This window comes from Pseudohalioglobus sediminis (assembly GCF_008370495.1).
Lineage (GTDB): Bacteria > Pseudomonadota > Gammaproteobacteria > Pseudomonadales > Halieaceae > Halioglobus.
Genome location: NZ_VTUX01000001.1, coordinates 813,256 through 826,416, shown reverse-complemented (window position 1 = coordinate 826,416; position 13,161 = coordinate 813,256). Strand labels below are relative to the sequence as shown.

The following is a 13,161-nucleotide window of genomic DNA, read 5'->3' as shown; positions in this document are numbered from 1 at the left end:
GCATGAAAACGCTGGTCCTGCATATCGGTATGGCCAAGACGGGAAGTACCACTATCCAGAACAGCCTGGGTAGCGCCAGTGCAGCGCTGGCGCAAGAGGGTATCGTCTGTGCGCCATGGCAGCCCTACAACCATTCCTTCGATTTTACCGTGCTGTTCATGCAGAACCCGAAAAAAAGCTTCCTGTACAAGCAGCTGTCGCCCATAGACGACGAGGCCTGGGAATCGGAGCTGCAATGTCTGCGGCAACAATGGACGGGCCTGTTTTCGGGAATTACCGAGGGCACCTGCATCGTATCTGCGGAGAACCTGACGCGCCTGTCCCGGGATGAAATTGAGCAGTTGCGCCTGTTCGTGGATCCGTATTTTGATTGTGTGCGTGCCATCGCCTACGTGCGCGACCCACTGAAATCGCTCAAGAGCCAGTGGGAGCAGGATGTGAAGGAAATGCAGCAGCCGGTAGACGCCGAGACGTTGCTGCAGGGCACCAAGCAGCGTATGGGTTACCGCTTCCTGGAACGCTGGATGGAGAGCGTCGGTGAGGAAAACCTGGTGCTGAGGCGGTTTGATCCTGCAGCATTTCACAACGGCAGCCTGCTGGACGACTTTTTCCACGCCCTTGATTTGCCGAGTCCGGCCGATATTGCCCTCGAGGAAGTGTCGAGCAACCAGTCGCTGGGCGCGGACGGGGTGGCCTTCCTGCTCGAACTCAACAGTCGCTATCCGCAGTACAAGGATGGGGCCTACAACCCGGATAGAGGGCTGGCGCGCCGGCTGCACCTGTTTTACCAGGCGCTGCGCAAGGCGTCCCGTCAGCCACTGTCGATGGTGTTGCAGTTTGATGAGGAAGAGGCCGCCCGGTTTAATCGCAAGGTGGGTATTCTCAACCGCTTTCTCTCTGCAGAGGACGCCTTCAGTGAAGTGCAGGCCAGCGCAGAGAAGACACAGTTACCCTCGGCGGACGCTATCCCTCCCGAGTACTATGTCGAACTGGTGAACGAAATGGCTCAACTGATCGACACCTTTGCCGATCGCAACGACGCACTGGTGGCGGAGAATAAAAGGCTCAGCGAAATGCTGGCGGCTGCGCAGGCGAGCGCGGGGGAGGGCGACGCCCAGGGTGAGTGATTGCTGCTCGCTCCGGCGTGGAAGCCCCTTGCCTACCTGGTGAACGCGCGAAACCGTCCCAGGTCGATCTTGCCATTGGCCTTGAACGACACACCCTCTGCCTCCAGCCTTTCCCTTTGGGTATACTTGCCCGCAGAGCCATCAGCCAGTGAAATGCCACCCTGGGCGTTGACGACACGGTGCCAGGGTATGCGCGTTCCCGGCGGCAGGTATTTGAGCGCCCGACCCACGCGACGCGCGGCACCGGGCAGACCTGCCTGCGCGGCGACGTCGCCGTAGGTGGCGACCTTGCCACGCGGAATCATGGTCACTACCTGCCAGATTCTCTGGTTAATGTCGGGTTCGATCTCAGCCATTGCAGACAAGTTTACAGGACTTTCAAATTGATACTGACCAATCGTTCCTTTTGCGCAGCGCGGTGGAACCTCGCATTGCTTTACCTGGTGTTGTTCCTGCCAGCGACTGTATTGGCTGACAGGCTACATTTTACTGACGGTGAATCCATCACCGGTGCCATGATTGGCATAGCGGATGGCCAGGTGCAGTGGCAATCGGCAATTCTTGGCGACCTGTATATCGACTTGCATCATGTGCAGTTTATCCAGAGCGGCGATCACTTTGACATTGAAACCACCGGTGAGGAGATGAGCAATTGCTGGATGTTTCTCCAACAGGGCAAGCAGCACCTGCACTGCGACGAGGGCATCAAACGGCTTTCCGACTGGAAACTGGTAGTGGCCGCAGGGGAAACCATCACCGAGCCACAGCCCTGGTTGAAGAAGAAAGGCAGTGTCATCCTGGCGTTGGAGGATGCCGCCGGAAATACCGATATCACCAGGTACGATCTCGATGCCAGAACCGAACTGCGTTACCTTGAGTCACGCCATACTATCGGGCTGCGTTACCAGGACGAGAGTTCCAATGGCGACAAGACCCGGGAGTCCTGGTTGGGCTCCTACCAGTATGACCAGTTTCTCACCGAGCAATGGTTCGCGACCGGTAATGCGTTTTACGAGGAGGACAAATTCCGGGAACTGGACAAGCGTGCATCGGCCGGTGCGGGTATGGGTTACCAGTTCCTGGAGACGGCGTATTTCGACTTGCTGGGCAAGGGGACCCTCAACTACGTGGATGAGCGTTTCACCACCGGGGTTCGGCGTGCGCGACCAGCGTTCCTGTGGAACCTCGACTTCGCCTGGCGCGTCAACAGCGAGGGCCTCGAGGTGTTCCACCGACACGCACTGATGCAGTCTTTCAAGCAGGGGGATGATTTCGAAATCAATACCATCTCGGGAGTCAAATATCCGATAAACGGATCATTCAGTTCAGTCATCCAGCTGGAATATAACTACGATAACCTGCCAGCGGAGACGGCGATCGATAAAGTGGACCGGAAGTGGTCTGTCGGGGTCAACTACGACTGGTAGCGGTTGGTTTTTGCAGTCTGTGTCCCCATATCGGCTGTAACGGAGAAACACTATGCGATTGTTGATTATGCTCCTGCCTTGGCTGGAGCTGTTTACGCTGGTACAACTGGGTATCGAAACCAGCGCCCTGACCGTGCTGCTCTATGTGCTGGCGACCCTGGTGCTGGGCGGCCTGATCCTGCGTCGCCAGGGTATGCAGATGTTTGAGCGCATGCGCGCTCTGCAGCAGGGTGGTGTGCTCGGGCCGCAACTGCTGGTGGATGATATGGCCATGGGACTGGCCGCCGTATTGTTGATGTTCCCGGGGATGCTGACTGATGTCGCCGCGGTGGTGGTCATGATAGGGCCACTCCGACGGCGCCTTGCCGGTGCACTGGGTGGTCCTGCAGTGGAGCCGTACGCGCCCGCTAGGGATGTGGAAAGCGAGACCATCATCGAAGGGCAATATACCCGTCTGGATGAGCGAGATATAAATTAACTCATTGAATTTAAATAGATAAATTCCCTTCCCCCTGCCGCGGTAAACAGCGCCCGGCAGGCTTGACGAAAGCAAATCCTTCCCTAGAATTAGCACTCTCTTGAAAAGAGTGCTAATTAAGCCTTGAAAAGCTATCCTGCGCCCCCATAGACCAAGGCAACCCCTGGTTCGGGGCTTCTCATAACACAGTACTAGGAGATTTACAGAAATGAGTATCCGTCCGCTGTACGACCGTGTGGTCGTTCGTCGCAATGCAGAGGAAGAAACCACCGCAGGCGGCATCGTCCTGCCCGGCTCCGCCAAGGAAAAGCCCAACCAGGGTGAAATCGTCGCCGTCGGTGAAGGCAAGGTCCTGGACAATGGCGACGTTCGCCCCCTCGCCGTGAAAGTTGGCGATACCGTTGTCTTCGGCCAGTACGCCGGCAGCAACACCATCGAGATCGATGGTGAAGAACTGATCATCATGGGTGAGAGCGAGATCTTTGCCGTCGTTGAGTAATGGCAAACGCACTCCCAGCGATACATAGACCCACAGTTACAACTAAGGATTTAGAAAATGGCAGCTAAAGACGTATATTTCGGCGACGACGCTCGCTCTCGTATGCTCAACGGCGTGAATGTTCTCGCCAATGCAGTAAAAGCAACTCTCGGCCCCAAAGGCCGCAACGTAATTCTGGACAAGTCTTTCGGTGCGCCCACCGTGACCAAGGACGGTGTCTCCGTAGCCAAGGAAATCGAGCTGGAAGACAAGTTCGAAAACATGGGTGCGCAAATGGTGAAGGAGGTGGCTTCGCAGGCATCCGACGCCGCCGGTGACGGCACCACCACCGCCACTGTGCTGGCCCAGTCCATCCTCAACGAAGGGCTCAAGTCCGTCGCTGCAGGCATGAACCCCATGGACCTGAAGCGCGGTATCGACAAGGCCGTTGCCGCTGCCGTGGCCCAGGTGCAGGCAGCCTCCATTCCCTGTGAAGACTCCAAGGCCATCGCCCAGGTGGGCACCATTTCCGCGAATGCCGACGCCCAGGTAGGTGACATCATCGCCGAAGCCATGGACAAGGTAGGCAAGGAAGGCGTGATCACAGTTGAAGAGGGCTCCGGTCTGGAAAATGAGCTGGACGTGGTAGAAGGCATGCAGTTCGATCGCGGCTACCTGTCACCCTATTTCATCAGCAACCAGGACAGCATGAGCGTTGAATCCGAATCGCCCTATATCCTCCTGGTCGACAAGAAGATCTCCAACATCCGCGAATTGCTGCCCTTGCTGGAGCAGGTTGCCAAGGCTTCCAAGCCGCTGGTAATTATCGCCGAGGACGTGGAAGGCGAAGCCCTGGCGACCCTGGTGGTGAACAACATGCGCGGTATTGTGAAAGTGGCAGCCTGTAAGGCGCCCGGCTTTGGCGACCGTCGCAAGGCCATGCTGCAGGACATCGCTATCCTGACCGGCGGCACTGTGATTTCCGAAGAAGTGGGCCTGGACCTGGAGTCTGCGACTCTTGAGCACCTGGGCAGCGCCAAGCGCGTGACCATGGACAAGGACAACAGCACCATCATTGATGGCGCTGGCGATCATGACGCCATCACTGCACGTGTCGGTGAGATCCGCACACAGATCGAGAACACCTCTTCTGATTACGACCGTGAGAAGTTGCAGGAACGCGTGGCCAAGCTGGCCGGCGGTGTTGCCGTGATCAAGGTTGGCGCGGCCACCGAGATCGAAATGAAGGAAAAGAAAGCCCGTGTAGAAGACGCCCTGCATGCAACCCGCGCCGCGGTTGAAGAGGGTGTGGTTGCCGGCGGTGGTGTGGCACTGGTGCGCGCTATCGCAGCGATCAGCGACCTCAAGGGCGACAACGAAGACCAGAACCACGGTATCGCAGCAGCGCTGCGTGCCATGGAAGGTCCGCTGCGCCAGATCGTGGGTAACGCAGGCGACGAAGCCTCCGTGGTGCTCGACAAGGTGCGCCAGGGCGAGGGCAACTACGGCTACAACGCCGCGACCTCAGAGTACGGTGACATGATCGAGATGGGTATCCTGGATCCCGCCAAGGTTACTCGCACCGCACTGCAGGCTGCCGGCTCCGTGGCTGGCCTGATGATCACCACCGAGGTGATGGTTGCCGATGCGCCGCAAGACGCTGCTGCCGCGCCGGCCATGCCGGACATGGGTGGCATGGGTGGCATGGGCGGCATGATGTAAGCTGTTCGAGCCACTACTGAACAAGCCCGGCCATCGTGCCGGGCTTTTCTTTGGGCCAAAGTTAGACTAATTTTGTCGCCTGTCCCCAGTATGACCGCGGAGGTTATTGTGTCCCAGATCGCCACGTTTAGTGAGCACGACAAATACAGCATGATCCAGCTGGATGACGGCAAGGCCAACGCTCTTGGCTTTGACATGCTGGAGCAAATCAATACCGCACTCGACCAGGCCGAGGCCGTTGGCAAAGTACTGCTGATAGCCGGTCGCCCGGGCAAGTTCTCGGCCGGTTTCGACCTGAATGTCATGGGCCAGGGGGGGGATGGTCTGTTGCGCATCCTCCGCTCAGGCGCCGAACTGGCGCAACGTCTGTTGCAGTTCCCGACGCCGGTGGTGCTGGCGGTTTCCGGGCATGCCCTTGCCATGGGCGGGCTACTTCTGCTGACGGCCGACTATCGGATCGGTACTGCCGGGCAGTTCAAGATCGGGCTCAACGAGGTTGCCATTGGCATGACCATGCCTTATTTCGGTGTGGAGCTGGCGCGAGCCCGGCTGGATCCGGCGCATTTCGAACTGGCGGTGAGCTGTGCGTACCTGTATGACGCTGACGGTGCAGTGGAGGCCGGTTTCCTGGATGAGGCCGTAGAAGTGGATCAGCTGATGTCGCGGGCCCAGGCGATTGCCGAGCAATTGTCGACCATCGATATGCCTTCGCACCTGGCTACCAAGGAACGCGTCAGGGCACCATTGAACGCCGCATTGGTGGAGGCCATCAACAAGGAACTGGCGGCATGATGCTGGTTCAGCCGTATCGACTGAGCGGCTGATGGCAATAAAAAAACCCGGCTAATGCCGGGTTTTTTTTGCTATGCGGGACGATCAGGCAAAGTTCTCGTTCACGAACTCCCAGTTGACCAGCGACCAGAATGCTTCCATGTACTTGGGGCGTGCATTGCGGTAGTCAATGTAATAAGCGTGCTCCCACAGATCGACGGTAAGCAACGGGGTCACACTGTCATCAGTCAGCGGAGTCGCGGCGTTTGACGTGTTGACGATGTCGACAGAGCCGTCGGCTTTCTTCACCAGCCAGGTCCATGATGAACCAAAGTTGTTCACCGCGCTGTTGGTGAAGGCTTCCTTGAAGGCGTCAAATGAACCAAACGCTGCATCGATTGCTTCTGCAATCGCACCGGTGGCAGCGCCGCCGCCGTTGGGGCTCAGGCAGTGCCAGTAAAATGTGTGGTTCCAGATCTGTGCCGCATTGTTGAAAACGCCGCCTTCGGAGGTTCTTACAATGTCTTCCAGGCTCTTGTTTTCCAGGTCGGTGCCTTCGGCCAGCCCGTTGAGCTTGTCGACATAGGTCTGGTGATGCTTGCCGTAGTGGTATTCGAGGGTTTCGGCAGAGATGTGGGGCTCCAGGGCGTCCTGGGCGTAGGGCAATGCGGGCAATTCAAAAGCCATGAGCAGGTTCCTCACTATGGAATGGGTTGACAAAAACGCAACGTGGCAGAATAGCCTCGTTGTGCGTCGGCGACATATCGAGCCGTGGACGAAAGTGTATAATAAGCGCGGTCCGACAACAAAAAATAAAGAGGTGAGGTTTCATGAGCGGTTTAATTCTCGAGTTTGTGTTTCGCTGGTTCCATGTCCTGTTCGGCGTCGTCTGGATTGGCATGCTGTATTACTTCAACTTCGTGCAGACGGAGTATTTCAAGGAAGCGGAGGCTGACGCCAAAGCTGATGCCTTGAAAAAACTGGCGCCACGGGCGCTGTGGTGGTTCCGCTGGGGCGCCATGTTGACCTTCCTTACCGGTCTCAGCCTGCTGCACCAGGTCGGTGCGGGTAGTAGTTTTCTCGGCATGCCGGCACTGTGGGTTGGCGCTCTCGCGGGTACCCTGATGTTCCTCAATGTCTGGCTGGTGATCTGGCCCAACCAGAAGGTGGTGATCGGGCTCAAGGAAGGCGACGGTCCTGCGGCGGCAGCCAAGGCTGGCCTGGCATCGCGCACCAATACCTTGCTCTCAGGTCCCATGCTGTTCGGTATGCTGGCCTCGAAGCACCTGCCGATAGAAGCCAGCGCGGTGGGCTTTGGTGCCAGTGTTGTGGTGATCCTGGCGCTTGAGGCCAACGCGTTGTTCGGCAAAACCGGCCCGATGACCAGTGTGGTGGGGGTGGTTCACTGCAGCCTGGCCTTGACCGGCGTGATCTGGGCCCTTTTGGCCCTGCTGTAAGCCGTTAACCGGTTACGGGTCCGGGCGCGCATGCACAGGCGCGCGGGCCCGCTTTGACCGTCTTTTCCCCCAAATTCCCACTGGGGTGCCGGCCCGTTGTCCTGTAAGATACGGGCGCAGTTCAGATGAGGTTTGACATGCCACAGGCAACAGGTGACAAGAAGTACAAGCGCATCCTGCTGAAACTCAGCGGTGAAGCGCTAACGGGCAATGAAAGCTTCGGTATCGACCCGCGGGTACTGGACCGGATGGCCCTGGAAATCGGCCAGCTGGTAGGTATCGGTGTGCAGGTCGGACTGGTGGTCGGCGGTGGCAATCTCTTTCGTGGCGCCGCGCTGCAGACTGCCGGCCTGGACCGCGTGACCGGCGATCATATGGGTATGCTGGCCACGGTCATGAATGCGCTGGCGCTGCGCGACGCGCTTGAGCGCTCCAATATTGCCACGCGCGTCATGTCTTCCATTCCCATGAGTGGCGTGGTGGATCACTATGATCGTCGCAAGGCGATCAGGTACCTGAACAATGGCGATGTGGTGATATTCGCGGCTGGTACCGGTAATCCCTTCTTCACCACGGATTCTTCTGCCTGCCTGCGGGGGATTGAAGTGCAGGCGGAACTGGTCCTCAAGGCGACCAAGGTCGACGGGGTATATTCGGCTGACCCAATGAAGGTGACGGATGCGGTGAAATACGACCGGCTCACCTACGATGAGGTCCTGGACAAGAAGCTGGAAGTGATGGACCTGACCGCGATATGCCTGTGTCGGGACCACAACATGCCGGTGCGGGTATTTGAAATGGAAAAGCAGGGTGCGCTGCTGAATATTGTGCGTGGCGGCGATGACGGCACGCTGATCCAGTGACGTTGTTGCCCGTGGAGGAAATTAGCAAGTGATCAACGATATAAAGAACGAAGCCAGTGAACGCATGGAAAAGGGCCTCGAAGCCCTGAGCCATAACTTCAATAAGATTCGCACTGGTCGCGCTCACCCCAGCCTGCTCGATGGATTGCGGGTTGACTACTACGGCGCAGATACACCGATTAACCAGGTGGCGAACGTCAACGTGGAAGATGCACGCACGCTCAGCCTCACAGCCTGGGACAAGAGCATGATTCCGGCGATCGAGAAGGCCATCATGAAGTCAGATCTGGGCCTCAATCCGGCGACTGCCGGCGAGGTCATTCGCATACCCATGCCAATGCTGACCGAAGAGACGCGCAAGGGCTATATACGCCAGGCCAGGGCGGAAGCGGAATCGGCCCGTGTGTCCATACGTAACGCGCGGCGTGATGCCAACGCGATGCTGAAGGAGCTGGAGAAGGACAAGGAAATCAGTGAAGACGATGAGCGTCGTGGGCAGGAAGAAATACAGAAACTGACCGACAGCTATGTCGCCAAAATCGAAGTAATGTTGGCTGAGAAAGAAGCTGACCTCATGGAGATCTAGGGCCCGGGCCCTGGAACTGACGAGCTCCTATGTCGGGTAGAAGCGCCTCCGGCGGCGATTCAGATCAACTGATTGTGCCGCGCCATGTCGCCATCATCATGGACGGCAACAATCGCTGGGCCAAACGCCAGAATCTTCCAGGTCCTGCAGGTCACCGCGCTGGCGTGGAGGCAGTGCGCAGTGTGTTGCGGGCCTGCCGTAACCACGGCGTGGAGGTGCTCACGGTATTTGCCTTCAGCAGCGAGAACTGGGGGCGACCCCTGCCCGAGGTGAGGGCGCTGCTGGCACTGTTGTCGCGCTACCTGCGCAGTGAAGTACGCGCGCTGCACGAAGACGGCGTCCGCTTGCGCTTCATCGGAGAACGCAGCCGATTCAGTCCGCGATTACAGCGCTTGATGCAGCAATCTGAACACCTGACCGCAGGCAACAGCGCGGCGACCCTGGTGATTGCGGTGGATTACGGCGGCCAGTGGGATATCGCCCAGGCGGCAAAACAGCTGGCCCGGCAGGTGCAAGCGGGGCAACTGGACGTAGACGACATCGATGCCCGCCTGCTGGACCAGCATATTTCCATAAGCGACCTGCCGCGTCCGGATCTGTGCATACGCACGGGGGGTGATGCGCGCGTTTCCAACTTCATGCTGTGGCACTTCGCCTACAGTGAACTCTATTTTACCAACACCCTGTGGCCCGACTTCGGGGAGCTGGAATTCGCGCGTGCCCTGGCCGATTACAGCCGCAGGGAGCGCCGTTTCGGCCTGCGCGACCCGGATACACTCGCCGCAGGGGGTGACCTCGATGCTTAAGCAGCGCGTTGTCACCGCCCTGGTCATGGCCGGGCTGTTCCTGGCCGGCATCCTGTTCCTGCCCCTGCTGGCATTGGCGGTGCTTTTTGCTGTGCTGGTGCTGGCGGGCGGCTGGGAATGGTCGCGCCTGGCCGGGTGGGAGGCGAAGCCCGCGCGGGCGCTGTACGTGCTGGTGCTGGCCGCCGCGATGGTTGGCTTGTATTTTCACTGCCAACTGGACGCGGAGCCGACCCGTGAGCGGGTGCAGCCCGTTCTGGGTCTGGCCTGCCTGTGGTGGTCGTTTGCCCTGCTTTGGGTGCGAAGCTACCCGGCCAGTGCCGTGATCTGGAGTCATCCGATGATGCGCAGCCTGATGGGCTTGCTGGTACTGGCTCCCGCGTGGATGGCCGCCGTGTACCTGCTGAGCTACCCGCGGGGCGGGGCACTGATGGTCACACTGGTGCTGTTGGTCGCCGCTGCCGACATCGGCGCGTATTTTGCCGGCAAGTCACTCGGTAAGCACAAAATGGCGCCAGCCGTGAGCCCGGCCAAGACCTGGGAAGGCTTCTGGGGCGGAGCCCTGGCTGTTGCCGCCGTCGGCTTGCTGCTGTGGTACACCCTGCCCGCGCGCGGAGCGCACATATCGCTGCTGGCAGTGCTGGCGGTGGCGCTGACGACCAGCATGGCATCTGTGGTGGGGGATCTTACCGTCAGCATGGTCAAGCGCGAGAGCGGCGCCAAGGACAGCGGCAGCCTGCTGCCAGGCCACGGCGGCATTCTGGATCGCCTGGACAGTCTCAGTGGGGCGGCACCGGTATTTGCGCTCGGTCTGCTGCTGGCGGGTTGGTAATGGCATTGGCGCCACGACAGGTCAGCGTGCTCGGTTCAACCGGATCTATTGGTGCCAGCACCCTCGATGTGATTGCCCGTCACCCCTCTGACTTCAGCGTTTACGCCCTGGCGGCTAATCGCTCTGTGGCAGCCATGCTGGAGCAGTGCCTGGCGTTTCACCCCCGTTACGCGGTGATGATGGACGAACGCAGCGCAATGCAGCTGCGCGACCAACTCCCCGCTGGCAGTGCTACCGAGGTCTTGCACGGCGCGGATGCCCTGTGTCGGGTTGCCAGTGCTGCAGAGGTCGACAGTGTCATGGCTGCGATTGTCGGAGCGGCGGGGCTGCCCTCGACTCTGGCCGCAGCACGTGCTGGCAAGACCTTGCTGCTGGCCAACAAGGAGTCCCTGGTGATGGGCGGTCACCTGCTGATGCAGGCCGTCAGGGAATCCGGGGCCCGACTGCTGCCCATAGACAGTGAACACAACGCGATTTTCCAGTGCATGCCCGTGGATGAACACGCGCGGCCGGGTCTGGCAGGCGTCAGCAAGGTGCTGCTCACTGCCTCGGGCGGACCATTTCGCACCTGGAGCTGGGAGCAGATGCGGGAGGCCACACCGGACCAGGCCTGTGCGCACCCCAACTGGTCCATGGGTCGCAAGATATCCGTCGATTCCGCCAGCCTGATGAACAAGGGCCTCGAATTCATCGAAGCCTGTTGGATATTCAACCTGCCCGCTGAGCAGGTGGATGTGATTGTGCATCCGCAGAGCATCATTCACTCCATGGTGCAGTACCTCGATGGCTCGGTGCTGGCACAGATGGGAAACCCGGACATGCGCACACCCATCGCCTACGGGCTGGGTTGGCCTGGCCGGGTGGATTCCGGGGTCGCGCCGCTCGACCTGGTGACCACAGCCCGCCTGGATTTCACAGCGCCGGACGAAGCCCGCTTCCCCTGCCTCAGGCTGGCGCGGGAGTCCGTCAGCACTGGCGGGACAGCCATGGCCGTGTGTAACGCGGCGAACGAAGTGGCGGTGGATGCGTTTCTCAACGGACGTATCCGCTTTACCGACATCCCCGCGCTGATCGAGACGGTGCTGGAGCGCGTCACCATAGTTGAACCGACCACCCTGGATGTGGTCGAAAACGCAGATACCGAGGCGCGCGCGGCAGCCGCTGCGCACCTCGTGGACATGACTGGAAGACCCACAGAAGCAACACTCGCCTGATGGACATGCTGTACACGATCCTGATCACCCTCGGCACACTGGCAATCCTGGTGGCCATACATGAATTCGGCCACTTCTGGGTGGCCCGCAAGTGCGGCGTGAAAGTGCTGCGCTTCTCCATCGGTTTCGGCAAGCCGCTCACCAGCTGGACCGACAAGCTTGGCACCGAGTATGTGGTTGCTGCGATTCCGCTGGGCGGGTACGTGAAAATGCTCGATGAGCGCGAAGGAGACGTGCCTGAGGAGCAATTGCACCAATCCTTCAATCGCAAGCCTGTGCTGCAACGTATCGCGGTGGTGGCAGCGGGCCCACTGGCGAACCTCCTGCTCGCGGTGGTGGCTTACTGGTTCCTGTTTATGGCCGGCGAACGCGGTTATGCGCCGGTAATCGGCCAGGTGGAGCAGAGTTCCCTCGCGGATGTGGCCGGGCTGGAACCCGGCCAGGAAATCATCGCCGTGGACGGGAAGGAAACCCCCACCTGGCAAGCGCTGAATTTCGCTTTGCTCGACCGCATAGGCGATACCGGGACTATCCACTTCTCGGTGAAATACCCGGAATCCGACATGGTGTACGAGTCGGAAGCGGCCATACACCGCTGGTTGTCGACGCAGGAGGAGCCGGACCTGCTCGGTGGTCTGGGGCTGTCCATGTATACACCGGAGGTGCCGCCGGTTGTGGATCAGGTAGTGGAGGGTGGTCCCGCTGCCGCGGCCGGCCTGCTCACCGGGGACCGCATCCTGCGAGCCGGTGGCGAACCCATGGAAAAGTGGATGGACTGGGTAGAGCACGTGCGCGCCCGGCCCGGTGAGCCAATCACCCTGGATATCGAGCGAGAGGGACGCCAGCAGCAGGCTGTTGTGGTGCCTGAGCCGGTGGAAGATGCCGACGGCACGGTGTTTGGTCGCGTGGGCGTCAGTGTCGCGCTGCCGGAAATGCCTGCGGAGATGGTGCGTACCTTCACCCGCGGGCCGCTCGAATCGGCAGGTGCTGCGGTTGTGCGGACCTGGGAACTGATGGAGTTCACGGTGAGCTCCATAAAGAAGATGGTTATGGGGCTCATATCACCAAAAAACTTGAGCGGTCCCATCACCATTGCTAAAGTGGCGTCCGCCTCGGCCAAGTCCGGCCTGGAATCATATATCGGCTTCCTGGCCTTGCTCAGTGTCAGCCTTGGCGTGCTAAACCTGTTGCCCATCCCGGTACTGGATGGTGGGCACCTGTTGTTTTACACGATAGAGCTATTGGCTGGCCGGCCGGTACCTGAGAAAATACAGGCCCTGGGATACCAGATTGGCCTGTTCATGGTGCTGGGATTAATGATGCTGGCCCTTTATAACGATTTTACCCGTCTGTAAATACGTGCAGTGTGGCGACAATGTTAATCGCAGACGGCTCCGTTGGTT

At 59.5% G+C, this 13,161-nt stretch carries 15 protein-coding genes; 13 read left to right on the top strand and 2 right to left on the bottom strand.

The window, feature by feature from the left end; all coding sequences use genetic code 11:
- Positions 1-2: 2 nt before the first annotated feature.
- On the top strand, positions 3-1,127 hold the full coding sequence (locus F0M18_RS03600; RefSeq protein ID WP_149609991.1) for a hypothetical protein: 1,125 nt from the start codon (positions 3-5) through the stop codon (positions 1,125-1,127).
- A 32-nt stretch (positions 1,128-1,159) separates the two neighbouring features.
- Here the strand turns inward: F0M18_RS03600 and F0M18_RS03595 are convergent, their stop codons facing one another.
- Positions 1,160-1,483, bottom strand: a complete 324-nt coding sequence (locus F0M18_RS03595; RefSeq protein WP_149609990.1) for an MGMT family protein — start codon at positions 1,481-1,483, stop codon at positions 1,160-1,162.
- Positions 1,484-1,510: 27 nt separating this feature from the next.
- Here F0M18_RS03595 and F0M18_RS03590 point away from each other — a divergent pair, with 27 nt between their 5' ends.
- The 5 genes from F0M18_RS03590 to F0M18_RS03570 all read left to right on the top strand — a co-directional run bounded on the left by F0M18_RS03590 (position 1,511) and on the right by F0M18_RS03570 (position 6,024).
- Positions 1,511-2,554 (top strand): DUF481 domain-containing protein, encoded by a 1,044-nt coding sequence (locus tag F0M18_RS03590; RefSeq protein ID WP_149609989.1) that lies wholly within the window; start codon positions 1,511-1,513, stop codon positions 2,552-2,554.
- 52 nt (positions 2,555-2,606) lie between these two features.
- Complete coding sequence (locus F0M18_RS03585) at positions 2,607-3,032, top strand: FxsA family protein (RefSeq protein WP_149609988.1); 426 nt, start codon at positions 2,607-2,609, stop codon at positions 3,030-3,032.
- 208 nt (positions 3,033-3,240) lie between these two features.
- Positions 3,241-3,531, top strand: coding sequence for a co-chaperone GroES (locus F0M18_RS03580; protein WP_149609987.1), 291 nt, complete (start codon positions 3,241-3,243; stop codon positions 3,529-3,531).
- Positions 3,532-3,588: 57 nt separating this feature from the next.
- Positions 3,589-5,232, top strand: a complete 1,644-nt coding sequence (gene groL / locus F0M18_RS03575; RefSeq protein ID WP_149609986.1) for a chaperonin GroEL — start codon at positions 3,589-3,591, stop codon at positions 5,230-5,232.
- A 108-nt stretch (positions 5,233-5,340) separates the two neighbouring features.
- Positions 5,341-6,024 carry a crotonase/enoyl-CoA hydratase family protein gene (locus F0M18_RS03570; protein ID WP_149609985.1) on the top strand — a complete coding sequence of 228 codons (684 nt, stop codon included), beginning with the start codon at positions 5,341-5,343 and terminating at the stop codon, positions 6,022-6,024.
- 84 nt (positions 6,025-6,108) lie between these two features.
- Here the strand turns inward: F0M18_RS03570 and sodB are convergent, their stop codons facing one another.
- Entirely contained in the window at positions 6,109-6,690 is a 582-nt protein-coding gene (gene sodB, locus F0M18_RS03565) for a superoxide dismutase [Fe] (protein ID WP_149609984.1), read from the bottom strand.
- A 143-nt stretch (positions 6,691-6,833) separates the two neighbouring features.
- On the opposite strand from sodB, the gene F0M18_RS03560 reads away from it, so the two are divergent.
- From F0M18_RS03560 to rseP, 7 genes are all read left to right on the top strand, one after another.
- On the top strand, positions 6,834-7,460 hold the full coding sequence (locus tag F0M18_RS03560) for a urate hydroxylase PuuD (protein WP_149609983.1): 627 nt from the start codon (positions 6,834-6,836) through the stop codon (positions 7,458-7,460).
- A 137-nt stretch (positions 7,461-7,597) separates the two neighbouring features.
- Positions 7,598-8,323: a UMP kinase gene (gene pyrH / locus F0M18_RS03555; RefSeq protein ID WP_149609982.1), complete on the top strand. Its 726-nt coding sequence runs from the start codon at positions 7,598-7,600 to the stop codon at positions 8,321-8,323.
- A 28-nt stretch (positions 8,324-8,351) separates the two neighbouring features.
- Positions 8,352-8,909 carry a ribosome recycling factor gene (gene frr / locus F0M18_RS03550; RefSeq protein ID WP_149609981.1) on the top strand — a complete coding sequence of 186 codons (558 nt, stop codon included), beginning with the start codon at positions 8,352-8,354 and terminating at the stop codon, positions 8,907-8,909.
- Between the two features lie 29 nt (positions 8,910-8,938).
- Positions 8,939-9,715, top strand: a complete 777-nt coding sequence (gene uppS / locus F0M18_RS03545; protein WP_149609980.1) for a polyprenyl diphosphate synthase — start codon at positions 8,939-8,941, stop codon at positions 9,713-9,715.
- A complete protein-coding gene (locus F0M18_RS03540; protein WP_149609979.1) occupies positions 9,708-10,544 on the top strand; it encodes a phosphatidate cytidylyltransferase in 837 nt (278 codons plus the stop codon). Before uppS ends, F0M18_RS03540 begins: the two co-directional genes overlap by 8 nt.
- On the top strand, positions 10,544-11,758 hold the full coding sequence (gene ispC, locus F0M18_RS03535) for a 1-deoxy-D-xylulose-5-phosphate reductoisomerase (RefSeq protein ID WP_149609978.1): 1,215 nt from the start codon (positions 10,544-10,546) through the stop codon (positions 11,756-11,758). The genes F0M18_RS03540 and ispC overlap by 1 nt, the downstream gene beginning before the upstream one ends.
- Positions 11,758-13,113 carry an RIP metalloprotease RseP gene (rseP, locus tag F0M18_RS03530; protein ID WP_149609977.1) on the top strand — a complete coding sequence of 452 codons (1,356 nt, stop codon included), beginning with the start codon at positions 11,758-11,760 and terminating at the stop codon, positions 13,111-13,113. Before ispC ends, rseP begins: the two co-directional genes overlap by 1 nt.
- The last annotated feature ends 48 nt before the right edge of the window (positions 13,114-13,161 follow it).